Origin of the sequence: Lysinibacillus sp. UBA5990 (assembly GCF_002429815.1) — a bacterium.
Taxonomy (GTDB): Bacteria; Bacillota; Bacilli; order Bacillales_A; family Planococcaceae; genus Lysinibacillus; species Lysinibacillus fusiformis.
In genome coordinates, this window is the sequence record NZ_DJAY01000011.1 from 196,799 (window position 1) to 223,439 (window position 26,641).

The window sequence follows — 26,641 nt, forward strand, 5'->3', positions numbered from 1 at the left end:
CTGATTGTTGGAATCAGCGGTTTCTTTATGGCTATAGGGGGAAGATTTTCCCTGGATTCATTATGTTAAGGGGGTCAAGTGCTATCTTAATACTTTTCATGACAGCAAGGGAGGTACCGTGTTCAGTAGCTTGATATTTCATCTTGCCAATTCCAACCCCATGTTCTCCTGTACATGTGCCCCCACGAAGTAGAGCATATTGAACGATGTGCTCGTTATAGCGATCGGCTTTTGTCTGCTCCTCTGCATCATCGGGATTTAACATTAACAGCGCATGGAAGTTTCCGTCTCCTACATGCCCGACAATTCCTCCTGGTAGTCCAACAGTATTTAGTTGCTCCCTTGCATATAAAATAGTTTCTGCAAGCATGGAAATAGGAACACAAACATCTGTGGACATAAGCTTTTTACCAGGATGAGCATGCATATAAGCATAGGCCAATGAATGGCGTGCTTCCCAAAGCTTATTACGTCCAGCATTATCGTGTTCAAACTCAACAGATAGGCAATGAAAGTCCTCAAAAATTTCTGTAGCAAATGCTATATCGGCATGCATACCTGCTTCATTTCCATGAAACTCTAAAAAGAGTGTCGGCTTTTCGTTAAAGGCAGTGTCATTATAAATATTGGTTTGTTGAATGGAGGCCTCATCGACCAATTCCACACGACCAACTGATATTCCTGTTTGTAATAATGCTGTGACGGAACTGACAGCATCACCGACTGTATTAAAGACAGCCCGTCCGGCGGTCACAAATTCAGGTATTCCATATACTTTCAGTGTAAGCTCAGTAAAGCAACCGAGCGTACCTTCTGAACCAACGAATAAACCGTTTAAATGATAGCCAGAAGAGGATTTCGCTGCCAAATTTCCTGTATGGATTACAGAGCCGTCTGCCAGTACTACTTCTAAATCACGAACTTGATCGCGCATAACACCGTAGCGAACCGCAGTAGTGCCACTAGCGTTAGTAGCTGTCATACCACCTAGTGTGGCATCAGCACCCGGGTCCACTGTAAATTGTAGCCCATACTTTTTTAATTCCTTATTCAATTGTGAACGTGTGACGCCTGGCTGTACTTTTACAAGAAGGTCTTCAGGTCTAACTTCTAAAATAGCATTCATTTCAGAGAAATCGATTGAAATACCATTTGCAATGGGAATTGCATTTCCTTCTAGGCTTGAGCCAACACCGAATGGTACAACTGGAACACGTTGTGCATGCGCGACTTTTAAGATGGCACTGACATCAGCGGTGGAACGGGGAAAAACAACGATATCAGGTAAGCTCATCGCATGATGGGATTCATCCTTACCATGTAGCTGTCGTACCGTTTCGTTTGTTGACACTTGTTCTTCTAATAATACCTGTTTGAGTTGATTGACAATAAATTCTACTGCAACAGTCATTCCAATCCCTCCAAATTTTCTGATAAGTAAAACATTATCATGCATTTATTGGAAATGGAATGCATTGCTTATAAAAAATCAGTTTGCAAATGCTTTTTCTAACTTTTGAACGAATGCTTCTTGCTCAGTGGAGTTTGATTGCTTCCACCATTTTTCAAAAAACACCCCAAGTCCTGGCAGTAAATGCTCTTCTCCACGGCTAATGGCATCTTCAACAATATCTTTAATTTCTGCCGCAGATTGACCGTGTACATTGGCTGTAATCGCATCTCTAATTTGAAAATTCATCTATTTCGCCTCCTTAATAGTAATTTGTCCAAGTATCTTTTTTATATGTACGAAATGCCAAAGAAAATATATCAAATTTACAAAAATAAGCTGTAATTAGGATGAAAAACGATAGGAATTTGAACCATATTGAGCAATCAAATGATAAAAGTGAACATTCGATTTCAAAAAATATCCAGTTTAAGATAATGTCACCTAGGAATATTGGACTGTGCATAGTCAACAGGAAGAGACAAATGACCATTCATAACAATCGAAAGCTCACAAATACCCAATCATTTGAGGAAATCTTGGAAAGTGTGCAACCGATGATTAGCTCTATTCTTACAAGTTTGAGAATTTATAAAGATTATGATTATTATCGTCAAGTAGCGACTATTGCTGTTTGGAGAGCATGGCTAAAAGCAGATCCATCAAGAGGACAATTATCTGGTTATATTTATTCCAACATAAAAGGAGAAATATTAAATGAATTAATAAAGGAAAAAAACTATTTAGCGAAAATAGCTACAGTGGATGATGAAACACTTGACTATCTTCGTAGTGAGTTTGAGTGGGAGGAATATAACTATCCAGAAAGTTCAAACCTTCTAGAAAGTTTGGTATGCCAGTTAAAACAGGTAGAAAGGAGGATCTTATACCTATATTATGTAGAAGATCTCAGTGATCAAGACATCGCTAAAATACTTGGTTTTTCCGTAGCAGCCAGTAAAAAAAGAAGGCAAAGAATCATTAAGAAGTTAAGAAATAAGGATTTTAGGGTGAGAAAAAAGCAATAATATATCAAAAGTATGCTAATATTGTAATAAAATGAATATTAGCATACTTCACTTGAATGCATACAAATTACGATAAAAGTGTTATGATTTGTAAGTAGTCAAAGAAAAATACAATTTTACATAAATTATTCAATTGTGGTAGTTAAAAATACCTAGCGTTTTTTTTACATAGTAGTATGGAGGGTTTGTGTTGGGCAAATGGTTTAATCAGATCGATAAAAAAGAGGTTTGGTACATGGTATTACCATTACTACTGGTCATACCATTATTAAGTTTTAGCAATCAAATATATGGTGTTTTTCAAGGTGAGATTTATACAAATTTAAAATTGATTATACAAGTTTTAATTATTGTATTTACAATGGCAATTGCCATACAATCTTATTTAGTTTTTTCCCACTTACTATCAAATCAAACTTTATACATAGGAAATGTGTTTTTTATTCTAGCATTACTTGAATTAGTCAGTTTATTTTTTAGCCATAATCATTACATAAAATGGGATTATATGGATAGCACTTTGCATATCTTAATACGTTTTTATTTATCACTTGGTTTTTTATTTATTATTTTATACCCTAAAAAACAATTAACAATGAAGCATCGAACCCTTAGTTATAGCGGTTCACTACTTTTTGTTATAGCAAGTATTCTCCTAGTATATATCTCACCAAAATTATTGCCTGTACAATGGATAGATCATATTGATAATATGGTACACCTATTTTCTATTGTTCTTCAACTGATAACAATAAACATTATTAGTAGGTTTTTTAAGAAAATGCCAAAGCGTTCCATGTGGCTCATCAGTGCAGCTATCTCGCTCATTATAAGTGATACGTTTTTTATTATTAGCCAAGATACGCATGCGATTTGGGATTTCTCCGCCCTTATATATCAATTTTTAGCATTTTACTTTTTCTTAAAGGCGATTTATTATACATCTGTTGAAAAACCATTTCAACAACTGTTAAAAATAAAGAAGGATCTTGAACAATCACAACGGGAGCTACAATTTCAAGCCTATCATGACGATATTACACTATTGCCAAATGAGCATTTATTACTTAAAACATTAAAGGAAAAATTACATGAAAACGGACTTCAAAAGGCGATCATTGCCATAGAGATCGATCGGTTTGCAGCCATTCGTTCTTCCATAGGGATCAGTCATTCTAATAAAATGATGCAGCTAGTGGCAGAACGTATTCAAACGATTTTACCACCGCATTATTTTGCGACTAAACTACAAGAGGGCCAATTTGTCATTTACATTCATCATGTAAAGACTGTTGAGGAGCTATTACAATTTTGCTTAAATCTAAAAAGTGCCATGAAAAAACCTTTACAAGTACAATTATTTTCTTTAAATGGCAATTTAAATATGGGAATCGCCTTACAGGAGGAAAAGTGGACAGGTGAAGAGCTATTGATGCATGCCCAATTAGCCATGCGGGAGTCTAGACAAATACCGCAAAGATTTCTTTTCTATAAGCCTTACATGTCTAAAGGAATTGCAGATCGGATATTGTTAGAGCAAGATTTACATAATGCGTTAGCCAATAACGAATTTTATTTAGATTATCAGCCACAGGTAAATTTAAAAAGTGGTGCAATTGAATCAGTTGAAGCACTAGTCCGCTGGCGACATCCAAATCGAGGATTTGTGTCACCTGAAATATTTATTCCGATCGCCGAAGAATGTGGTCTCATTATTCCACTTGGCAAATGGATATTAGAAACAGCCTGTCAGCAAGCGAAACAATGGGAGGAACAAGGGTTACCTCCAATCAAAGTGGCTGTGAATCTTTCACTTGGACAATTATTTCAACAAGATTTAGTTGAAATGGTGGGTGACATATTACAACGTTCGAAATTAGATGCCCATTATTTGCAATTAGAAATTACGGAAAGTATGACAATGAATATTGATCAAATGACACAGCTACTGCATGAATTAAAGGCGCTCGGTATTCAAATAGCAGTAGATGATTTTGGCACAGGGTATTCTTCGTTATCCTACTTAAAGGATTTCCCAATTGATTGTCTAAAAATTGACCGTACTTTTGTGAGAAATGTTCAACATAATCCAAATGATGAGGCACTTGTGTCGATGATTATTTCGATGGCAAAGCATTTACGCTTGAAGGTTGTGGCGGAGGGCATCGAAGAGGTTGAGCAACTGTCGTTTCTGATGGAAGGTGGGTGTGATTATATTCAAGGTTATTTATTTAGTAGACCGATTTCACCTCAGCAAATTTCGGAAACCTTTCATGATTTACACAACCATGTAGATGAAGTCTTAACGCAGCTTCGATATAAAAAACAATATAGTATGTAAAGCAATGCAAAGAACCTGCTTAGGTAAAGATAAGCAGGTTCTTTCTTTTCTAGTGAACGAGATATTCTTCCTTCAGTTCAGATATATCTACTTCAGACCGCTCCTCTAAAGAGCGGCGTAGGTGAACAGTCGCTGTTTTCTCATCATGAAGTTTATCGATCCAAACGGATACACCATTATAGCTTACTTCATATTCTAACGGTGAGGCGACAATTTCACGTGCACGTTGAAAATCCAACAGAAGCCCCCCTTATTTTTTCTTCTTATTGTGCTGCGTTACTGTATTTATCAGCTCCATGAACTCTTGAGAAAATTCCTCACTAACCTTATTAGGGGCGATCTTCTGGTTTTTTGGCGTTTGAGGTAATGAACCTTTATTGTTACTTTGACCTTGTTTATTGTCTCTTCCCATGTGAGTTGCTCCTTTCAAATTGGTATATCTTAATATGGCTTTGAAATAAGCTTTTTATCATGGGAAAAAATCGGGAAATGTAGCATATCTTTATTAGTTGAGTGCACAATAAAAAAACTACGGTTTTTTTATAGAAAAATTCTCATTTAAAAGTACCCAATTTTGTGGGAATGGGAAACCTAAAGCCCAATAACTAATTCCTCGAAGATTATATTGTTTGACCATGTCAAATTTAGCTTGTGCACTTCTCGCATCTTCGAACCATACCTCATGATTTCTTCCTTGTTCATCGACATAACGATAAAATGGGGATTGCGCTGTTTGGTCATATTGGATGGTGGCACCATATTTAATGGCACGATTAAGGGCCTCCTGTGGACTAAATGTCTCGGCTTCTTGGCCTTTGACATGAGGTAATACCCAATCACGGGCATATAGCTCAAAGCCTAATAAAATTTTATCCGCAGGTATTTCTGTAAGTGCATATTCAACAACTCTTTTCATTTCATTAATAGGGGAAATGGCTTGAGGAGATCCAAAACGATATCCCCATTCATACGTCATCAAAACTACAAAATCTGCTATTCGACCATGTGCCTCGTAATCATGTGCTTCATATAACGTTCCAACTTGCGTTGCACTTGTTTTAGGTGCCAGTGCAGTTGATACGAGATAACCCATAGGGTGTAGCATATCCGCTGCTAATTGGATAAATGCATTGTAATTTTCTCGATCAGCAGGCAAAACATTTTCAAAATCAATATTCAAAACTTGATAGCCCTTCTCTTTCATCACCTGTAAAACATTATTCATCACTTTGACACGTAACTCTTCATTGGACAAGACAACATGTGCCAAATTAGAGCCTTCTTCTGTTGAAGTAAAATTAGTGAGGGTTAACATAGGAATGATGCTTTTAGCCTGTGCAGCTGCTATCATTTCTTCATCATTTATAGGCTGTAATGTACCGTCTTCCTTCATTTTATAAGCAAAAGGACTAAAATAAGTAAGTAGATGGCCAACGGCATTAATGGAATCAATTGCTTCCTTATATGGTTGGTAAGAATAAGCATTTACTTCGATAAGTGGTAATTTTCTAGGGATGATTAATTGAGCACCCACATAAATCATATTAGGGTTGTTAATATGATTTGCAGCAATAATTGCTTGGATAGTCGTATCATAATTTTGAGCAATTTGCCATAAAGTTTCACCAGGCTGCACAATATGAACGACTGGTGGAATAATTAATTTAGTACCAGGTGTTAACATATCAGGGTTAGTTAGATGATTGTCTGCAATGATTGCTTGTAGCGGAACGCCAAATTGTTGGGCAATCGACCATAATGTATCTCCGCTTTTCACGGTATATGTGGTATACGATGAAGGGATAACAAGTGATTGTCCGATGGCTAATTGATCTGGTGTAGCTAACGCATTTAACAGAGTAATAGATTGAACAGATACCCCATAACGATTGGCAATATGCCAAAGCGTTTCCCCAGCACTTACTACATGAATAATCATAGAACACCTCCTAAATGATAGTTCATTACTGCATCATATGATTCAAATCATGAAATGAGTATTTTATAAGAGATATGCAAAAGCTTAAAGCTTCAAATTCTTTCCCCAGGATACCTAGCATAGGATATGACATAGATTAGATGTGAAGGGGAAGGGGTTTTAGGTGAAGAAAGCGAAACTTACAGGTAGAATTGTTACTCCTGAAGATCCGAATTATGAACAAGCGCGGACGAATAATAATTTAAATAATCCCAAATATCCGAGCTTAATTGTATTTTGTCAAAGAACAAAAGATGTGGTCAATGCCTTAAAATGGGCAAGGGAAAACAATGAACCTTTCAGGGTTCGCAGTGGCCGACATAGCTATGAAAATTATTCGTTATTAAATAAGGGTCTTGTTATTGATATAAGCGATATGAATAACATGGCGATTAATCTCCAAGATATGTCGGTCAAAATCGAGGCTGGTGCCAATTTAGGAAAGGTATACAGAGAATTATGGGAAAAAGGTGTAACGATACCTGCTGGTACAGAAAGTAGCGTTGGCGTTGTTGGCTTAACCCTTGGTGGAGGGATTGGCATGCTGTCACGACTTTTTGGACTAACTTGTGATAATCTCCTCGAATTAGAGATAGTGATTGCAGATGGGCAGGATGGTGCCAAGATTATCCAAGCAAATAGGCAAAACAATAATGACCTCTTTTGGGCAAGTTGTGGTGGCGGTGGTGGCAATTTCGGCATTGTCACTTCATTAACATTTAAGCTACATGCTATCAGCGAAGTTTCGCTTTTTTCCATCACATGGGGATGGACCGATTTTGAGCTTGCTTTTGATACATGGCAAAAATGGGCTCCATTTACTGATATGCGTCTGACATCACAAATTGAGTTAAAGACTAAAGAAGTTGGGGAGATCGTATCTCAAGGGGAATTTGTGGGTTCCGCAGCTGAATTAAAAAAACTTCTTCGACCACTAAGAAAAGCAGGTTCACCAATAAATATATGGATAAAGGAAGTACCCTATATCAAGGCTGTAGAATTTTTTGATCTACCAAGTGGTAATCAACCAGTTCTCTATAAAAGATCAGGTTCCTTTATTGAGAGACCGCTTCCTTTTGAGGCCATTAAGAGAATGAAGGAGTTTTTAACGCATGCCCCTAATCCAAATACGACAATTTGGCAGCAATCCTTACGAGGAGCTGTCAGTGAAATTACGCCTAATCGCACAGCCTATTTCTACCGAAATGCAATTATGGCTCAAGAATACAATACCTCTTGGAAAAAAACAGATGAAGAAAAACAAAATATCGAATGGGTGGAGGACATACGGAGAGCTTTATCTCCATATACCACAGGCGATTATGTCAATTTTCCTGATCGATTTATTCAGGATTGGCCAACAGCCTATTATGGCCGTAATTTTAGAAGGTTGAGAGAAGTGAAAACAAAATATGATCCTTTTAATGTTTTTCAATTTCCGCAAAGTATTCCACCTAATAGAAAATGGTTATAGCCTATAAGATGAGCAGTATGCGGATGCATTGCTGCTCTCTTTTTATAGTGAAAGCATGACCGATCTATAAGAGGAAATTAATCTTGATAATTACAGTATCAAAGGTCACAATAAAACTATTACATATATTTCTAAAAAGGAGTTAGTAGGATGGAAAATATTGTTGTTCGTAATCATGTGAAAGTAATTGGACAAGGGGATCAACCGATTATTTTTGGACATGGTTTTGGCTGTGATCAAAACATGTGGCGTTTTATTACGCCTGCATTTATGGACAAATATAAAATTATATTATTCGATTATGTCGGATCTGGAAGCTCAGATAAAAATGCCTATACATCAGAGAAATATCAAAATTTGCAGGGCTACGTGCAAGATTTATTGGATATTATTGAATCTTTAAAATTACAGCAAAGTATTTTTGTAGGACATTCTATTAGTTCCATGATTGGACTACTTGCGTCCATCCAACGACCTGAATACTTTAAAAAATTAATTATGATTGGACCTTCACCGTGTTATTTAAATGATGGTGAATATATTGGTGGATTTGAACGTAGTGATATTTCGGAATTATTAGATATGATGGAAATGAACTTTGCAGGTTGGGCAAGTTATATGGCTCCTATCGCAATGAGCAATCCTGAAAATCCAGCATTAACGGATGAACTCAAACAAACATTTAAATCTGCAGACCCTGTCATTGCGAGAGAATTTGCCGAGGTAACATTTTTATCGGATCATCGAAATGAATTATCAAAGGTAACAGTCCCGGTTTTAATTATACAATGCTCCGAGGACAGTATTGTGCCCATAGGTGTAGGAGATTATTTACATAAACATATTAAAGGCAGTACTTTTAGCTTAATGGAAGCGAAAGGACATTACCCTCACATTAGTCACCCAAATGAAACCATTCAGTGTATTACGGGTTTTTTGTAGGGAAGAATAATGAAAGGATTATTGTAAATGGAACAACGACTTAATGATGCGCCATGTGGTTTTCTTTCCATCACTCATGAAGGAGTAATTGCAGAGGTTAATGACACCTTATTAAATTGTTTAGGCTTTGAGCAGGCAGATTTGCTGCAACAACATCTAGAGATACTTCTATCTACTGCTAATAAATTAATTTTTCACTCGTATTTTTATCCGATAATAAATTTAGAACAGCAAGTAGAGGAATTGTTTATTCATCTCAAACATAAGGAAGGGATGGCTATCCCATTTCTAATGAATGCTAGATTGTATACCGAAGATACGGTAGAGCGAATTGATTGTATTTTAGTCAAAATGCAAAAACGTATTGATTATGAACAAGAATTACGTTCGGCTAAAAAGCTACTAGAGGCAGCCTACCAAGAAAAAGAACAGGCATTAGCCAATTTGGAGCAAATTCATATGGAAATCGAACAACAACAGGCAAAATTGTTAGCCATGAATGCTACTTTAGTTGAATTATCGGAGACAGACAAACTAACGGGTTTAAAAAATAGAAGATTCTTTCAAGATAAACTTGAACAACAGCTCAATAGTTATTATGAATTAGCTAAGCCTTTTTCACTATGTATTCTTGATATTGATCATTTTAAAAAGGTTAATGATACGTTTGGACATCAAGTAGGTGACGATGTTCTTGCTCAATTGGCACAGTTATTAACACAACGAGCGCGTAAAGAAGATACCGTCGCTCGTTATGGTGGTGAGGAATTTGTCATGATTTTACCGGAAACTGATATTGCCGCAGCAAAAGAGTTAGGGGAGCAAATAAGAAAAACGGTTGCGTTAGATTATTGGCCAGCTGGTCAGGTGACGATAAGTATTGGAATGGCAACCGTCACATCCGAAGATACTGGTGCGACATTGTTAAAAAATGCGGATGATGCCTTGTATGCATCGAAAAAAAACGGTCGTAACCAAGTGACTCATTTTTATGATATGAAGTAAATATGTGTTATTGTTCCGCTAATAGTTTTTCAATGGAAGGTAAATCGGCAGGAGCAAAAGAAAGCTCCAGCAGTTGCTGACGAGGAACCCATTTTGCTTCAGCGTGTTCCGATATTTGTGGAGTACCTTTAACAATAGTGGCTAGATAAGTTTCTAGGTGAACAAAAAATTGTTCGTATTCATAAAGAGTTTCGGTCACTGGTTCACCAACTTGAATGATGCAGTTGAATTCCTCAAGTATTTCTCGATAAAGTGCTTGCTGGGGAGTTTCACCGGGTTCAATTTTACCACCAGGGAATTCCCAATAATTAGCGAGTACCATAGGAGCATTTCTTAAAGCACAGAAAATTTCTTGTCGATCATTTTCAATAATGGCACCCACTACATGTATTGTTTTTTTCACCCTTATCACCTTTTTTCTCGATACTGTAAAATTATTTCGAAATATGTACCATTATAGCATGGTGGAGATGTTAGACACTGCATTAAAATTACACTTGTCTTAGGAAAATAACAGTTTTCTCACATAGCTATGAAATTTAGTATTTCCTAAGGTATAATAATGGTCAATATATAGGAAAAAGGCGGTAATAGGTAGCAATGAAGAGAATCGAATCTACGCAAAATGCGCTAGTGAAATATTGGAAAAAATTGGCGACAACAAGAAAAGAACGGGAACGATCAGGTGAATTCATAGTAGAAGGATTTCATCTTGTAGAAGAAGCATTAAAAAATAAAGAGCAAGTGCTGCAAATTATTGTACGTGAAGGTGTAGATTTACCGATGCTATGGCCGATTGATGGAATCGCTATTGTAGAGGTGACGTCAGTAGTAGCGAAGGAATTTGCGGAAACAGAAACGTCACAAGGTGTTTTTGCTATCTGTAAACAGCCTGTATTAGAAGAGGAAGTGAAGGCATCTTGGCGTAAAGTGCTATTGATAGATGCTGTTCAAGACCCAGGTAATATTGGAACAATGATTCGTACAGCCGATGCAGCTGGGTTAGATGCCGTTATTTTAGGGAAGGGCTGTGCCGATGTCTACAATCCTAAAACGTTACGAGCTGCACAAGGCTCACATTTCCACATCCCTGTAGTACGTGAAGAGTTAACAGAATGTGTAGACTTTTTACAGGATCAAGGTGTTCCAGTATTTGGTGCGGCATTGGATGAAGACGCCGTGCCATATAGCGACATTCAGCATACTGGTGCATTTGCGATTATTATGGGGAATGAAGGTAGTGGCATTCAGCCGCAGCTTTTAGCATTGACAGACCAAAATATAATCATTCCTATTTTTGGTCAGGCAGAATCACTTAATGTAGCTGTAGCAACTGGAATAGTTTTATATGGTTTTGTGAAATAATTGACAGATTCATGCGGGTTTCTGCTAGTTGCCCCTTGATTTGCAACTGTTCATTATTGTATAATCAATTCTAAAATGTAAGTTTAAATATGAAATGCTATGACCGGGAAGTAGTAAAAATTGTGAATGGACGACAGGGAGCGTGTGGCCGGAGATTGAGAGCCAACGCCGTACCGATGCAATTTTGAATTCAGCCTGTGAGCAGCTACCGGGACCAGCCTGATGCTGTAAAGGTAAGCCGGCTTTATCAAGTCGTTATGTCAATGAAGTGATTGTAAGGATATTGGCCTTGCAATAACTAGGGTGGTACCGCGAATATGTCCTCGTCCCTTTTTTAGGGGCGAGTTTTTTTATGCCTAAAAACAGGCATTAATTTTCTAAGGAGGTTTTAACATGGAAGAGCAATTAAAGCAATTAGAGCAAGAAGCACTTGCTAAAATTGAAGCAGCAGCAAGTCTAAAAGAATTAAATGAAGTACGTGTTGCATATTTAGGGAAAAAAGGACCTATTACTGATTTATTAAAGGGAATGGGGAAATTATCAGCTGAAGAGCGACCAAAAATGGGTGCTTTAGTGAATAATGTTCGTGAGAACGTAACGGCAGTATTAGAGTCAAAAGCTGCTGTACTTGAAGAAGCAGCTATTGCTGAAAAATTAGCAAGTGAGTCGATTGATGTTACTTTACCTGGACGTGAAATAAAAGTAGGAAATCGCCATCCATTGACACGTGTCATTGAAGAAATTGAAGATTTATTTATTGGGATGGGCTATGAAATTGCTGAGGGTCCTGAAGTAGAGAAGGACTATTATAACTTTGAAGCATTAAATTTACCAAAGGGTCATCCTGCTCGAGACATGCAAGACTCGTTCTATATTTCCGAGGAAATATTATTACGTACTCATACTTCGCCTGTACAGGCTCGTACTATGGAGGCTAAAAAAGGTGAATCTATTCGTATCATATGTCCAGGGAAAGTATTCCGTCGTGATAATGATGATGCCACGCACTCCCATCAATTTATGCAAATTGAAGGTTTAGTAATTGGTGAAAATATTCGTATGAGTGATCTAAAAGGAACTTTAGATACTTTAGCGAAAAAAATGTTTGGTGCTGAACGTGAAATTCGACTTCGTCCAAGCTTCTTCCCATTCACCGAACCGTCTGTTGAAATGGATATCTCTTGTTTTAAATGTGGTGGTGCAGGATGTAACGTATGTAAGAGCACTGGCTGGATTGAAATACTAGGAGCAGGTATGGTTCATCCAAACGTCTTAGAAATGGCTGGCTATGATCCGAAGAAAGTTTCTGGTTTCGCATTTGGTATTGGTGCAGAGCGTATTGCCATGTTGAAATATGGTGTCGACGATATTCGACACTTCTATACAAGTGACACTCGTTTCTTATCACAATTCGAGCGAACAGAGGCGTAAGGGGGATAAAACATGTTAGTATCATTAGAATGGTTAAAAGATTATGTCAACACACAGGACTTAGCACCTGAGCTATTAGCAGAAAAAATTACACGTTCAGGAATTGAAGTAGACGCGGTCATTGATCGTGCAAATGCAATGGATAAAGTTGTAGTTGGATATGTTGTATCAAAAGAAAAACATCCAGAAGCCGATAAATTAAATATTTGTCAAGTGGATGTTGGAGAAGAAGAGCCTCAACAAATTATTTGTGGTGCTCCCAATGTAGATGCTGGTCAAAAAGTAATTGTGGCTCGCCCAGGTGCCCATTTGCCAGGCGGTATTAAAATTAAAAAAGCTAAGCTTCGTGGACATGAATCAAATGGCATGATTTGTTCATTACAAGAGCTAGGTATTGAAGGAAAGCTTGTTCCTAAGGCGTACTCTGAGGGCATTTACGTGCTTCCAGAAGGTGCGGAAGTAGGAACGGACGCACTGGCTATTCTAGGCTTACGCGATACGGTGTTAGAGCTTGGTTTAACACCAAATCGATCAGATGCACTTTCAATGCTGGGTGTAGCATATGAGGTGGGCGCTATCCTGTCAGAGGAAGTAAAGTATCCAAATATCGCTTATCAAGCTGCCAGCGAAAAAGCAGAGGATTTACTAAAGCTTCGTGTGGATGATATGCAAGCAAACCCAATGTACGTCGCAAAAGTTGTGAAAAACGTCAAAATTGGTGAGTCACCAATGTGGCTTCAAAATCGTTTGATGGCAGCAGGTGTACGTCCCCATAATAACGTAGTGGACGTAACGAATTATGTGTTAATGGAATATGGTCAACCACTTCATGCCTTTGACTATGATAGCCTAGCAACAGGTGAAATCGTTGTTCGTAAAGCAACAGAGGGTGAGAAAATCACAACTTTGGATGATCAAGAACGTACATTAAAAGCGTCAGATTTAATTATTACGAATGGCAAAGAGCCAGTTGCTATTGCTGGTGTAATGGGTGGTGCTAATTCTGAGGTAACAGATTCTACAACGACTGTTGTCATTGAATCGGCTTATTTCGACGGCTTAACAGTGCGTCAAACATCTCGTCATCTTGGACTTCGATCTGATGCATCTGCCCGCTTTGAAAAAGGGGTAGACCCGAACCGTGTTTTACCTGCAGCCGAACGTGCTGCAACATTACTTGCTGCATTAGCTGGTGGTGAAGTATTAGAAGGTACATGTGTAGTAGACGAGTTAGATAAAACACCAGCGCGTGTTGTCGTATCACCAGATTTTATTAACGAACGTTTAGGCATGAAGATTGCATTAGAGGATATGCTTTCTATTTTAGAGCGCTTAAAATTCGGAGTAGAAGCTGCGAATGGTTTATTAATTATCGATGCACCAACACGTCGTCAGGATATTAAAATCGAAGAGGATATCGTAGAGGAAATTGCTCGTCTTTATGGCTACGACGAGATTCCAACGACATTACCAGAAGGTCCTACGCAAGTAGGTAGTTTGACATCTTACCAAGCTAATCGTCGTGTTGTTCGTAATTATATGGAGGGTGCTGGTCTGTATCAAGCAGTGACGTATTCATTAACATCTGATGCTTTGTCACAACGATTTGCATTGAAAGCTGAACCAGTGACACGTTTACTAATGCCTATGAGTGAAGAACGCTCTACATTACGACAAAGCCTGGTTCCACACTTAATCGAAGCAGCAGCCTATAATGTTGCCCGCCAAGCAGACAGTGTAGCTCTATATGAAATTGGCTCAGTATTCCTTGGTCAATCGGAGGAAGGGCAGCCTTTCGAAGAAGAGCATCTTGCTGCAGTCCTTACAGGGAAATGGCTTGATCACGCATGGCAAGGCGAGAAAAAGGCTGTAGATTTCTTCGTCTTAAAAGGTGTTATAGAAGGTGTTATTGGTAAGCTTGGCCTAGGAAATCGCATTTCATTTGAAAAAGCACAAATTGATGGATTACACCCAGGTCGTACAGCTAGTATATTGTTGGATGGCGAGCAAGTTGGTATTATTGGTGGCCTACATCCTGCAGAGGAAAAGGCTTGGGGTGTAAAAGACACGTATGTTATGGAAATGAATCTCGTTGCTCTTTTAAATGCAACTGATCAAGAAGCGCCACTTTCCTACAAACCAGTACCTCGTTTCCCTGCGATGTCTCGTGATATTGCGCTTATTATGGACCGTACAACAACTGCAGGCGAAGTCGTTAAAGCTATTAATGTAGCTGGTGTAAAATTATTGAAGGATATACGCGTATTTGACGTTTACGAGGGTGAAAAAATGGAGCAAGGGAAAAAATCCGTAGCATTCTCGCTCACATACTTCGACCCAGAACGCACGTTAACAGACGAAGAAGTAGTAGCTGCACACAATAAAGTACTAAAAGCAATTGCTACAATCGATGGTACAGAAGTGCGCTAAAATTTATTTAAAAGACTGTCGTACTAGATAGTCTCAGACTTAGTCAAAAGTCATCGAGAAGTTTACTCTCGATGGCTTTTGTCATATTTCTTACACTGTCATAAGGAAAGTGTCCCCTTCATGGAAAACAACCTTTACTTTATTTTGGTAAAGAAAAAAGACTGTCATCTAGACAATCTTTTTCGTTTGGAGCTCAATGTTTTTCTAAATCATCTTTCGCGCTTTTTCTGTATTAGCAAAATGCCATTTTGTAATGGAGCGTAGAAATTCTTCCCCTTGTTTACGCCAAATACGTGCAGCTTGCATATCTACCTTGTTTGAGGCCCCTTTCGTTAACTCTAAACCTGCCATTTCACTTAGACGATCCATTTCCTTTAAAAACGCAGCACGAGCTAGAATTGAAGCTGTAGCCACGGCTACATGTAATTGCTCGGCTTTAGTAGAAAAGTACACGCTTTCCTGTACAATTTCTCGTTCGTTTTTTAAGTAATTGTAATAAACACCTCGTTCTGCAAACTGATCAATTAAAATACATGCAGGTTTTTCGGGAGCCATTTTTGTCAGTGTGTTTTGTAGGGCCTTGTTGTGCATCATGGCTTTCATTTTCCCTTGGGAGTAGCCCTTTGCCTGTAAGCTGTTATATTTTTCATTACGTAAGATGAGAACACTATGAACGCAAGCTGCGCGTAAATCAGGAGCAATTTTCCGCATGTAATCATCCGATAACATTTTAGAGTCCTTGACACCAAGCTCATTGATCAGTTCAATTTTGGAGGCAGGTACATACACGGCAGCTACTGTGATAGGGCCAAAATAATCACCAGTGCCTGTTTCGTCTGAGCCTAATACGGACATCGTTGCAAATTGGTCGGGTAGTGTATCACCCTTTGCCCCAATAGTAGATGATTTCGAGTTCGGTGTTTTTTCAATTGTCCCCCAGCGGGCAGCTTCACGTTCAGCTCCACCACCCTGAAACATTACTTTTCCTGATTTATACATTGTTATGGAGGTATCTGGTAGTTTTGCGGCGAAGATTACACCAGCAGCCTTGCGTTCAATATAGTTGGATGCATAGTATGCCATCACCTCTTTTTGAATATTTGTTGAAATGGAAAGTACAATATTTGACATTTAATCGATCCTTTCTGTCCTCATTGTTCACAATTTTATACCTTTCATGGTATGATAATAAATAGCTTTTTTGTGTGATGGTGCTAGCAAGCAAAAAAATCTTGCGTGTATCGAATTTATAGGAGGGTGCGACTATGGAAAAACAAGAAAAGAATAAAATTTCTGTGGAAATATATGGTCATACATATAAAATGGTCGGCTTGGAATCCATTGGCCATATGCGACTTGTTGCTTCGATTGTTGATGACCGTATGCGCGAGATGAACGTACATAATCCCTCACTTGATAGCACAAAACTTGCTGTTCTGACAGCAGTAAATACAGTACATGATAATTTACTATTAAAAGAGCGGCTGGAGCAGCTGGAAGAAGAATTGAAAAAATTAAAGGGTTGAAGAGCATGTTAGATTTAATCATATTAGTGGTACTTTTAGCTGGAATTGGTGTCGGTGCAAAACGTGGTTTCATTGTACAAATGATGCACATTGTCAGCTTTATAGTAGCCCTAATTGTTGCGTATATTTATTATAAGCCATTAGCACAAAAATTTGTATTTTGGGTTCCGTATCCAGGAGTTACTGATACAGGTAGTCTTGGTGTCGTGATAGACAGTCTAGATTTAGACCGCACATTCTATCGTGTAATTGCTTTTGCAGTAATTTTCTTCGCTGTAAAAATAACATTGCAAATTGTGGCATCGATTTTTGATTTTATCGCTTATTTACCTGTACTGAACACAGTAAATCGTTGGCTTGGAGCGTTATTCGGCATGATTGAAAACTATTTAATTATGTTTATTTTGCTATACGTATGCGCTCTACTACCGATTGATAGCATACAAAATTTAATGTCGAAGTCATTGTTAAGTGGTCTTATTTTAGAGCATACACCGGTCATTACAAAGATGTTCCAAAACTGGTGGTATATTTATATGCAATAGTAACTATGCACTTCTCTCTGTTTTGAGAGAAGTGTTTTTACGATAGGAGGAATTATCGGTGAATAAAAAAACCATTATTCGCACGCTTGAAAAAATTGCTCTGTATATGGAATTACAAGGTGAAAATCCATTCAAGGTTTCTGCCTTTCGAAAAGCAGCCGCGGCACTTGAAGGAGACGAGCGTTCATTAAGTGAAATGGATGATGTAACAAAACTTAAAGGGATTGGCAAGGGGACGGCTGCTGTTATTGAGGATTTGATGGTAACAGGTGAGTCAAGTTTGCTAAAGGAACTAGAAGAGCTTGTCCCTAAAGGGTTATTGCCATTGTTAAAGTTGCCAGGTTTAGGTGGAAAAAAGATAGCCAAGCTTCACCAAGAGCTAGGCATCGACTCAGCAGAAAGCTTAAAGGCGGCTTGTGAAGCAGGCAATGTTCGTGAATTAGCTGGCTTTGCTGCCAAAACAGAGGAGAAAATTTTAAAGGAACTTGCCAATTTAGCTAATCGCTCTGAACGTCTACCTATTTGGCAGCTAGAGCCTGTGGTTTTACAAATAGAAGCCCTTCTAGATAGTATGGAGGAAGTGGAACGTTTTTCTGTAGCTGGAAGTTTCCGTCGGGCAGCTGAAACTAGTAAAGATATTGATTTTATTGTTGTAACAGAAGCAGCTGAGGCAGTCCGTGAAAAATTAATAAATACATTAGCCATTCAAGAAGTCGTTGCTGCAGGAGATACAAAAATCTCGGTGATTTTGGACTTAGATGAGCCAGTCAGCGTTGATTTCCGCTTAGTGAAGGACATCGAATATGCGACTGCCTTGCATCATTTTACAGGTTCTAAGGACCATAATGTCCGCATGCGCCAACTTGCAAAAGCACGAGGTGAAAAAATTAGTGAATATGGTGTGGAGCAGGAAGATGGTACTGTTCTAACATTTCAAGATGAAGCGGCATTTTTTGCTCATTTTGATTTACCTTGGATTCCACCAAGCTTGCGTACAGGGACAGTAGAATTTGACAAAACAGAGAGTATCCAAAAATTAGTTCGACTAGAGGATATTAAGGCCGATTTGCATTTGCATACGACGTGGTCAGATGGTGCATACTCTGTTACAGAAATGGGCAAAGCATTACTAGCGCGTGGCTATCAATATAGCGTCATTACGGATCACTCCCAATTTCTAAAAGTCGCAAATGGTTTAACACCAGAGCGTTTAGAAAAACAGCGAGTGGAAATTGAAGCATTTAATGAAGCCCATCCCGAATTCTATTTATTTACAGGTACAGAAATGGATATTTTACCGGATGGTAGCTTAGATTTTGATGATCAAGTTTTGTGCGAATTAGATTTTGTTATTGCTTCTATACATTCAAGTTTCACACAATCACAAGATAAAATTATGGCACGGCTACTGACAGCTATGCAAAATCCTTATGTCCATATGATTGCCCATCCTACAGGGCGAATTATTGAAGATCGTGATGGCTATAATCCTGATATGCGACAGTTAATTGCCTGGGCGAAGGAATATGGTAAAATTTTAGAGTTAAATGCTAATCCATATCGTCTTGATTTATGTGTTGAACATTTAGAGATGGCTTTAGCAGCAGGTGTGCCAATCGCGATTAATACGGATGCCCATGATACGGCACATTTACGTTTTATGGATATTGGAGTTCGCTATGCCAATAGAGCATGGATGCCAAAAGATTTGATTGTGAATACATGGACGCGCGAACAATTTGAGGCGTTCATACGACGAAATAAATAGGTTGAGGAGGTGTTCTCAGTGATTGCAGAACGCGCATTGAAAACACTAGAATACGATAAAGTACGGCAACAAGTGGCTACCTATTGTACTTCTTCAATTGGGAAATCTGCCATCGAGGAGCTTGTACCACAGACTGACTTTGATAAAGTAGTACAACTATTAGAAGAAATGGATGAGGGTTTATCCATTTTACGTGTAAAAGGTAATGTACCGATGGGTGGAATATTTGATGTTCGACCATCTGCAAGACGTGCACAAATCGGAGGCATGTTAGCAGCAATAGAACTAATGGAAATTTCTAGTACAATTCGAGCTAGTAGAATTCTTCGCAATTTTATTGAGGATTTGGAAGCCGATGAAGTGATTGAGATTCCCCATTTCATCGCCAAAAAGGAAACAATGCCTGTATTAACGGGTTTACAGCATGAAATTAATAACTGTATTGATGATAATGGAGCTGTTTTAGATTCGGCTAGCTCAACTTTACGAACTATTCGCCAATCCTTACGCTCTGAAGAAGCAAAGGTGCGTTCTAAATTGGAGAGCTTAATCCGTGGCAGTAATGCATCGAAAATGCTATCTGATACACTTGTTACAATTCGGAATGATCGCTTTGTTATTCCCGTTAAGCAAGAATATCGTCATCATTATGGTGGAATTGTTCATGACCAATCTTCTTCTGGACAAACACTATTCATTGAGCCAGATTCTATTGTCCAAGCGAATAATGAAATTCATCGTTTGAAAATGAAAGAACAGGCTGAGGTTGAACGAATTTTATTAGCATTAAGCGCAATGGTGCAAGAAGTAGCACCAGATTTATTTAACTTAGTAAAGGTATTAGGGGATATCGATGTCATTTTAGCTAAAGGCAAGTATGGCCAAGCCAATAAATGTACTATGCCTAAAATGAATCAGGATGGCTATATCCGCCTTGTTCGTGCACGCCACCCTCTATTACCAATAGATACAGCTGTGCCAAACGATATTGAGTTTGGGAAAGACATTACGGCAATAGTAATTACGGGTCCAAATACAGGTGGTAAGACGGTAACATTAAAAACAGTTGGCTTGTGTACATTAATGGCTCAAGCAGGGTTACCGGTACCAGCATTGGATGGATCTCAGCTTGCCGTGTTTAAAAAATTGTTTGCTGATATTGGAGATGAGCAGTCTATAGAGCAATCGCTTTCTACATTCTCATCTCATATGGTCAATATTGTTGACATCTTACAAAAATTTGATGATGAGTCACTTGTTCTTTTTGATGAGTTAGGAGCAGGTACAGACCCCCAAGAAGGGGCAGCTTTAGCCATTTCTATTTTAGACGAGGTGCATGGTCGCGGTGCTCGTGTGATGGCAACGACTCACTACCCTGAACTTAAAGCATACGGTTATAACCGACCTGGTGTTGCCAATGCTAGTGTAGAATTTGATATAGAAACATTGAGTCCTACCTATCGTCTACTAATTGGTGTTCCTGGACGTTCGAATGCATTTGAAATCTCCAGTCGCTTGGGTCTCCCAGAATCGATTATTGGGCGTGCTAAAGGCTTCACAGGAACAGATCGACATGAGGTTGAATCGATGATTGCTTCATTAGAGGAAACACGTCGTCAATCAGAAGATGATGCAGAGCGTTCTCATGCATTATTGTTAGAATCAGAGAGCTTACGTAAAGAGTTGCAAGATAAATTGCAAGCCTATGACGAACGTAAAGAGGCACTTGATAAGAAAGCTAAAGAAAAAGCTCGTAAAATTGTAGAAGAAGCAAAACATGAAGCGGAAGGCATTATTGCTGAGCTGAGAGAAATGCGTAAAAATGCCGACCAAGTTGTTAAAGAGCATGAACTAATTGAAGCGCGTAAACGTTTGGAAGAAGCAACACCGCTTGAAAACAATAAAGTATTAAAAAAAGCTGCACAAGTAAAAGCCCGTGCGCAAAACTTAGTTGTCGGGGACGAGGTAAAGGTGTTAAGCTATGGTCAAAGAGGTACTTTGATAGAAAAAGTTTCGAATACAGAATGGGTTGTCCAAATGGGGATTTTAAAAATGAAAATCTCTGATAATGATTTGGAGTATATTAAACCTGAAAAAGAGCCTATTGTACGAACAGCAGGTGTGAAAAATCGAAATGGCCATGTGAAATTAGAATTGGATTTGCGTGGAGAGCGCTATGAAGATGCGATTTTAAGGACTGAAAAGTATATTGATGACGCTTTACTTGCGAATTATGGTCGTGTATCTATAATCCATGGTGTTGGTACTGGGGCTTTACGCCAAGGTATTCAAAGCTATTTGAAAAACAATAAGCGTGTGAAATCCTTCCGTTTTGGTGAAGCCGGCGAAGGGGGCTTAGGCGTCACAGTTGTTGAATTGAAATAAGCTATAAAGGGGACGGAGAAAAATGCTGAATTCTGGCTTTTGGCGATATCCAATTATCGAAACGGCAGGATACTTTAGTGTTGTTGTGTTATGTTTGGTCGTGTCGATGGCATTGTTCGAAGTCGTGACGAAGTATAAAAATTGGGAAGAAATTAAAAAAGGTAATGTTGCTGTGGCACTTGCAACAGGCGGAAAAATACTAGGAATTTGTAATATTTTTCGTTTTTCTATTGCTCGTCATAGTACATTAAGTGAAATGATTGGCTGGGGTCTTTTTGGTTTTACGTTGTTAATTGTTGCATATTTCTTATTTGAATTTATGACACCTCGTTTTAATGTTGATCAAGAGATTGCCAATGATAATCGCTCAGTTGGTTTCATTTCCTTTACCATTTCAGTTGGACTATCGTTTGTAATTGGGGCAAGTATTGCATAGGAGTGTCATGACATGGAAAAATTAGCAAAAGTACTAATCATTGTCTGTATCGCATTTTTGGCAGTGGGCGTCTATTATATGATGACTATTTAAACACTTTAACGCATCCTTTTAAAAGGATGCGTTTTTTATTGAGCTTATTGTAGGTGGCTTCAACTAAACTCTACTAAAGCCTTGAAAGGAAAAATTATTTTTCAAATATAGAAATATATAGATTATTTCTATTTGAAAAACCAGTGAATGAATGAGTATTCATCATATGTATCCATACAAATCCTATTTAGAATTAGTCATAATAATGTTGTTAAATGCATAATAATTAATCGAAAATACGTTTATTTTCTATTTTCTGTTTGAAAGTGCATTTCTTTTTCATTATAATAAAATTAAGAATTGACAAAGTTTGGGACAAAGGGGAGAGGACGTATGACAGCAAAACCATGGCTAGCAAATTATCCTGAAGAAGTACCATCGTCTTTAACGTTTGAAGAAATTCCAGTGCAAGAGTTTTTGACACGTGCCTATAAAAAGAATCCATCAAAAGTAGCGATTCATTTTATGGGGAAGGATTTGACGTACACCGAACTATATGAGTCTGCTTTAAGATTCGCAAACTATTTACAATCATTAGGTGTGGAAAAGGGAGACCGGGTGGCAATTATGTTACCTAACTCGCCTCAAAGTGTAATCGCTTACTACGGTGCCATGTATGCAGGTGCTGTTGTCGTACAAACAAATCCACTTTATACTGAACGTGAACTTCAATATCAAATGGCAGATTCGGGTGCGAAAGTTATTCTTGTGATGGATATTTTGTACCCAAGAGTAATGAAAATTTTAAAAGAGACCGCCCTAGAAAATGTCATTGTGACAGCCATCAAAGATTATTTACCATTCCCAAAAAATTTAGTCTATCCGTTTATTCAAAAAAAGCAATATGGCTTTAGTGTCAAGGTTGAACATAGTGGACAAAATCATTTGTTTTCAGAAATCATGCGTTCTGCACCAATCAAGGTAATGGATCCTATTCCTTTCGATTTTGAAGAAGATCTAGCATTACTTCAATACACAGGTGGAACAACCGGATACCCGAAAGGAGTCATGCTAACCCATAAAAATTTAATCGCCAATACGACAATGTGTGATGCATGGATGTATAAATGTGTGCACGGTGAAGAGGTCATTATGGGTATCCTTCCATTCTTCCACGTCTATGGTATGACAACTGTTATGCTTTTATCAGTCTTCACTCAAAATAAAATGGTGCTTTTACCGAAATTTGATGCTGAAACAGCATTAAAGACAATCGATAAGCAAAAGCCAACCCTTTTCCCTGGTGCGCCAACCCTATACATCGGTTTATTAAATCATCCAGACATTGCTAATTACGATTTATCGTCTATTAAGGCTTGTCTAAGTGGCTCTGCTTCATTGCCAATTGAAGTGCAAGAGAAGTTTGAAGAGGTAACAGGTGGGAAATTAGTAGAGGGTTATGGATTAACTGAAACATCACCAGTGACACATGCTACTCCAATTTGGGGCAAGCGGGTGATTGGCTCGATTGGATTACCTTGGCCAAATACAGAAGCGATTATTTTGCGGACAGGGGATACGGAAGTATTGCCAGTTGGTGAAGTTGGTGAAATTGCAGTTAAAGGACCACAAGTGATGAAGGGCTATTGGAATCGCCCAGAGGATACGGCCGCTACATTCACAGATGACTGGTTTTTAACAGGAGATCTTGGTTATATGGATGAGCAAGGCTTTTTCTATGTAGTGGATCGTAAAAAAGATATGATTATTGCCGGAGGCTTTAACATATACCCTCGAGAGGTTGAAGAAGTGTTATACGAGCGTGAGGAAATCCAAGAATGCGTTGTAGCAGGTATACCAGACCCTTATCGAGGAGAAACGGTAAAAGCTTATATTGTTTTAAAAGAAGGATATTCGATTACAGAAGACGAATTAAATAAATATTGCCGTCAGCATCTAGCGGCATTTAAAGTTCCACGGTATTATGAATTTAAAGATGAGCTGCCAAAAACAGCCGTTGGGAAAATTTTGCGCCGTACATTAGTGGAAGAAGAAAAAACAAAAATGGCGAATAAAGAAGCGAAATAAATACGTGTTAAAGTATTGACAAGCAATGATGTAAAATATAATATGAAAATATGAATGAATGACCATTCATATTTTCATATTTTTTTAGGTTCTCACGTCATACTTGATTATGGTGACGTGCGCATGTTTTTTAGGTGGTGATATAAAAGTGAAACGAGATAAGCCAAAATATAAGCAAATTATTGATGCTGCTGTCATCGTTATTGCGGAGAATGGGTATCACCAAGCGCAAGTATCGAAAATCGCCAAACAGGCTGGGGTGGCCGATGGAACAATCTATTTATATTTTAAAAATAAAGAAGATATATTAATTTCTGTCTTTAATGAAAAAATGGCTGTTTTTGTAGAGTCATTACAAGATATAATAGAAAATGGGAATACGTCTAAAGATAAACTTTCCCGAATGATTGAAAATCATTTTAATGTTCTAGCGACAGATCGATACCTAGCAACCGTCACACAATTAGAGCTTCGCCAATCAAACAAAGACTTACGACTAAAAATTAATTCAGTATTACGTGAGTATTTACATTTACTTGATCAAATTTTAATCGAAGGTATGCTTTCAGGTGAGTTCAATCAAACGATGGATGTACGCTTGGCACGTCAAATGGTTTTTGGAACAATTGATGAAACTATTACGTCGTGGGTTATGAATGACTATCGATATGATTTGATGGAACAGGTTCCGAAGGTTCAGGCATTAATCCTGAACGCCATTAAAGGTTAAAAGGATGTGGAGAAATGGAATTTCTAAGTTGGAAAGTGGAAGATGGGGTAGCAAATGTTACAATTGCACGTCCACCAGCAAATGCATTATCTCGCGGTATTATTGCAGAAGTAAATGCTGTGCTAGATGCTGTAGAACATGATGATGCTGTAAGAGTCCTTGTACTTCATGGTGAAGGCCGTTTCTTCTCTGCAGGTGCAGATATTAAAGAATTTACTGGGGTAGAATCTGGAGAAGAGTTTACGAAGCTAGCTAGCAATGGACAGCAAGTATTTGAGCGTTTGGAATCATTTCCTAAGCCGGTTATCGCAGCTATTCATGGTGCAGCATTAGGTGGTGGTCTTGAGCTAGCAATGAGCTGTCATATGCGCTTTGTTACGGAATCAGCGAAACTAGGTTTACCTGAGTTACAATTAGGCCTTATTCCTGGCTTTGGGGGTACGCAACGCCTACCACGTTATGTTGGTGTAGCAAAGGCTGCTGAAATGATGTTTACGAGCGAACCGATCTCAGGTACGGAAGCTGTACAATGGGGCTTAGCAAACCGTGCATTCTCAGAAGAGACACTATTAGAGGAAACGTTAAAAATTGCAAAGAGTATTGCCAAGAAGAGCCCAATTGCTTTAAAGGCAGCTATTCAAACATTGCAATATGCAAAACATGCTTCATTTTATGAAGGTATTGAAGCGGAAGCGAAATCCTTTGGTACAGTGTTCGTCACAGAAGATGCAAAAGAAGGAATTCAAGCATTCATTGAAAAGCGTGAGCCTATGTTTACTGGCAGATAATTTTCCCATATGTCGATAGCAACGAGCAAGTATGTTATCGATGTTATTGAAACTAAATATATATAATATTTATAAGTTTACTTAGAATTATAAAACGTTCCAGGAGGTATGGATATATGAATATTTTTGCATTAATTAAACGTACGTTTGATACAGAAGAAAAAATCGTTGTGTCGGGTGGTAAAATCCAAGAGGACGGCGCAGAATTCATTATTAACCCTTACGATGAATATGCCATCGAAGAAGCAATCCAAGTACGTGACGCTGCTGGCGGTAAAGTGACGGTAGTAACAATTGGTGGCGAGGATGCTGAGAAGCAATTACGAACAGCTCTAGCAATGGGCGCTGATGAAGCAGTGCTTATCAATACGGAAGATGATTTAGATGAATTAGATCAAAATGCTGCTGCTTATCTATTAGCAGAATACTTAAAAGATAAAGATGCTGATTTAATTTTAACAGGAAATGTTGCGATTGATGGTGGTTCTGGTCAAGTAGGTCCACGTGTTGCAGATTTACTAGATATTAATTATGTAACAACGATTACAAAGCTTGAAATTGATGGAACTTCTGCAAAAATTGTTCGTGATATAGAAGGGGATTCAGAAGTAATTGAAACTTCTTTACCACTGTTAGTAACAGCTCAACAAGGGTTAAATGAGCCACGTTATCCATCTCTACCAGGTATTATGAAAGCGAAGAAGAAACCGCTTGCAGAGCTTGAATTAGATGATTTAGATATCGATGAAGATGATGTAGAAGTGAAGATTGAAACGGTTGATATCTTCTTACCAGCTCAAAAAGCAGCAGGGCGTGTTCTTGAAGGCGACCTTTCTGTACAAGTAAAAGAACTGGTAAATCTACTTCACACAGAAGCAAAAGTAGTTTAAAAAATCGA

At 38.2% G+C, this 26,641-nt stretch carries 24 protein-coding genes; 17 read left to right on the top strand and 7 right to left on the bottom strand.

Going from position 1 to position 26,641, the window contains the following annotated elements:
• Positions 1–31 precede the first annotated feature (31 nt).
• Both B3D94_RS08420 and sspI read right to left on the bottom strand, forming a co-directional pair.
• Positions 32–1,411, bottom strand: coding sequence for an FAD-binding oxidoreductase (locus B3D94_RS08420; RefSeq protein ID WP_291756614.1), 1,380 nt, complete (start codon positions 1,409–1,411; stop codon positions 32–34).
• Positions 1,412–1,489: 78 nt separating this feature from the next.
• Positions 1,490–1,699, bottom strand: coding sequence for a small acid-soluble spore protein SspI (sspI, locus tag B3D94_RS08425; RefSeq protein WP_069482287.1), 210 nt, complete (start codon positions 1,697–1,699; stop codon positions 1,490–1,492).
• Between the two features lie 236 nt (positions 1,700–1,935).
• Between sspI and B3D94_RS08430 the strand changes: the two genes are divergently transcribed.
• Entirely contained in the window at positions 1,936–2,478 is a 543-nt protein-coding gene (locus B3D94_RS08430; protein WP_069482286.1) for an RNA polymerase sigma factor, read from the top strand.
• A 190-nt stretch (positions 2,479–2,668) separates the two neighbouring features.
• Positions 2,669–4,819: a bifunctional diguanylate cyclase/phosphodiesterase gene (locus B3D94_RS08435; RefSeq protein ID WP_414673981.1), complete on the top strand. Its 2,151-nt coding sequence runs from the start codon at positions 2,669–2,671 to the stop codon at positions 4,817–4,819.
• Positions 4,820–4,868: 49 nt separating this feature from the next.
• On the opposite strand, the gene B3D94_RS08440 is transcribed toward B3D94_RS08435, so the two are convergent.
• The 3 genes from B3D94_RS08440 to B3D94_RS08450 form a co-directional block, all read right to left on the bottom strand.
• Positions 4,869–5,057, bottom strand: a complete 189-nt coding sequence (locus B3D94_RS08440; protein ID WP_008179225.1) for an H-type small acid-soluble spore protein — start codon at positions 5,055–5,057, stop codon at positions 4,869–4,871.
• Positions 5,058–5,069: 12 nt separating this feature from the next.
• Entirely contained in the window at positions 5,070–5,231 is a 162-nt protein-coding gene (locus B3D94_RS08445) for a YfhD family protein (RefSeq protein WP_139133748.1), read from the bottom strand.
• A gap of 117 nt (positions 5,232–5,348) precedes the next feature.
• Entirely contained in the window at positions 5,349–6,758 is a 1,410-nt protein-coding gene (locus B3D94_RS08450) for a LysM peptidoglycan-binding domain-containing protein (RefSeq protein ID WP_069482285.1), read from the bottom strand.
• Positions 6,759–6,921: 163 nt separating this feature from the next.
• Between B3D94_RS08450 and B3D94_RS08455 the strand changes: the two genes are divergently transcribed.
• The 3 genes from B3D94_RS08455 (at position 6,922) to B3D94_RS08465 (ending at position 10,218) form a co-directional block, all read left to right on the top strand.
• Positions 6,922–8,271, top strand: coding sequence for an FAD-binding oxidoreductase (locus B3D94_RS08455; protein WP_069482284.1), 1,350 nt, complete (start codon positions 6,922–6,924; stop codon positions 8,269–8,271).
• A 150-nt stretch (positions 8,272–8,421) separates the two neighbouring features.
• Positions 8,422–9,213: an alpha/beta fold hydrolase gene (locus tag B3D94_RS08460; RefSeq protein WP_069482283.1), complete on the top strand. Its 792-nt coding sequence runs from the start codon at positions 8,422–8,424 to the stop codon at positions 9,211–9,213.
• A gap of 27 nt (positions 9,214–9,240) precedes the next feature.
• The gene (locus tag B3D94_RS08465; RefSeq protein WP_069482282.1) at positions 9,241–10,218 is read left to right on the top strand and encodes a sensor domain-containing diguanylate cyclase; all 978 of its coding nucleotides are present in this window, start codon (positions 9,241–9,243) and stop codon (positions 10,216–10,218) included.
• Between the two features lie 7 nt (positions 10,219–10,225).
• On the opposite strand, the gene B3D94_RS08470 is transcribed toward B3D94_RS08465, so the two are convergent.
• Entirely contained in the window at positions 10,226–10,621 is a 396-nt protein-coding gene (locus B3D94_RS08470) for a (deoxy)nucleoside triphosphate pyrophosphohydrolase (protein ID WP_069482281.1), read from the bottom strand.
• Between the two features lie 197 nt (positions 10,622–10,818).
• On the opposite strand from B3D94_RS08470, the gene B3D94_RS08475 reads away from it, so the two are divergent.
• The 3 genes from B3D94_RS08475 to pheT all read left to right on the top strand — a co-directional run bounded on the left by B3D94_RS08475 (position 10,819) and on the right by pheT (position 15,444).
• Complete coding sequence (locus B3D94_RS08475; RefSeq protein ID WP_291756629.1) at positions 10,819–11,583, top strand: TrmH family RNA methyltransferase; 765 nt, start codon at positions 10,819–10,821, stop codon at positions 11,581–11,583.
• Between the two features lie 393 nt (positions 11,584–11,976).
• Entirely contained in the window at positions 11,977–13,014 is a 1,038-nt protein-coding gene (gene pheS / locus B3D94_RS08480; RefSeq protein ID WP_008179193.1) for a phenylalanine--tRNA ligase subunit alpha, read from the top strand.
• Positions 13,015–13,026: 12 nt separating this feature from the next.
• A complete protein-coding gene (pheT, locus tag B3D94_RS08485) occupies positions 13,027–15,444 on the top strand; it encodes a phenylalanine--tRNA ligase subunit beta (protein WP_069482279.1) in 2,418 nt (805 codons plus the stop codon).
• Between the two features lie 204 nt (positions 15,445–15,648).
• Here pheT and rnhC read toward each other — a convergent pair whose 3' ends face one another.
• Complete coding sequence (gene rnhC / locus B3D94_RS08490; protein WP_069482278.1) at positions 15,649–16,575, bottom strand: ribonuclease HIII; 927 nt, start codon at positions 16,573–16,575, stop codon at positions 15,649–15,651.
• 134 nt (positions 16,576–16,709) lie between these two features.
• Here rnhC and zapA point away from each other — a divergent pair, with 134 nt between their 5' ends.
• The 9 genes from zapA (at position 16,710) to B3D94_RS08535 (ending at position 26,633) form a co-directional block, all read left to right on the top strand.
• Entirely contained in the window at positions 16,710–16,970 is a 261-nt protein-coding gene (zapA, locus tag B3D94_RS08495; protein WP_012295575.1) for a cell division protein ZapA, read from the top strand.
• 5 nt (positions 16,971–16,975) lie between these two features.
• The gene (locus B3D94_RS08500; RefSeq protein WP_012295574.1) at positions 16,976–17,515 is read left to right on the top strand and encodes a CvpA family protein; all 540 of its coding nucleotides are present in this window, start codon (positions 16,976–16,978) and stop codon (positions 17,513–17,515) included.
• A 58-nt stretch (positions 17,516–17,573) separates the two neighbouring features.
• On the top strand, positions 17,574–19,283 hold the full coding sequence (gene polX, locus B3D94_RS08505) for a DNA polymerase/3'-5' exonuclease PolX (RefSeq protein ID WP_291756635.1): 1,710 nt from the start codon (positions 17,574–17,576) through the stop codon (positions 19,281–19,283).
• Between the two features lie 18 nt (positions 19,284–19,301).
• A complete protein-coding gene (locus tag B3D94_RS08510; RefSeq protein ID WP_291756638.1) occupies positions 19,302–21,668 on the top strand; it encodes an endonuclease MutS2 in 2,367 nt (788 codons plus the stop codon).
• Between the two features lie 22 nt (positions 21,669–21,690).
• Entirely contained in the window at positions 21,691–22,104 is a 414-nt protein-coding gene (locus B3D94_RS08515; RefSeq protein ID WP_008179180.1) for a DUF350 domain-containing protein, read from the top strand.
• A 426-nt stretch (positions 22,105–22,530) separates the two neighbouring features.
• Positions 22,531–24,225, top strand: a complete 1,695-nt coding sequence (locus B3D94_RS08520; protein ID WP_291756645.1) for a long-chain-fatty-acid--CoA ligase — start codon at positions 22,531–22,533, stop codon at positions 24,223–24,225.
• Positions 24,226–24,373: 148 nt separating this feature from the next.
• The gene (locus B3D94_RS08525) at positions 24,374–24,955 is read left to right on the top strand and encodes a TetR/AcrR family transcriptional regulator (RefSeq protein WP_025114529.1); all 582 of its coding nucleotides are present in this window, start codon (positions 24,374–24,376) and stop codon (positions 24,953–24,955) included.
• Positions 24,956–24,969: 14 nt separating this feature from the next.
• Positions 24,970–25,743: an enoyl-CoA hydratase gene (locus B3D94_RS08530; RefSeq protein WP_291756647.1), complete on the top strand. Its 774-nt coding sequence runs from the start codon at positions 24,970–24,972 to the stop codon at positions 25,741–25,743.
• A 116-nt stretch (positions 25,744–25,859) separates the two neighbouring features.
• Complete coding sequence (locus B3D94_RS08535) at positions 25,860–26,633, top strand: electron transfer flavoprotein subunit beta/FixA family protein (protein WP_025114531.1); 774 nt, start codon at positions 25,860–25,862, stop codon at positions 26,631–26,633.
• Positions 26,634–26,641: the final 8 nt, after the last annotated feature.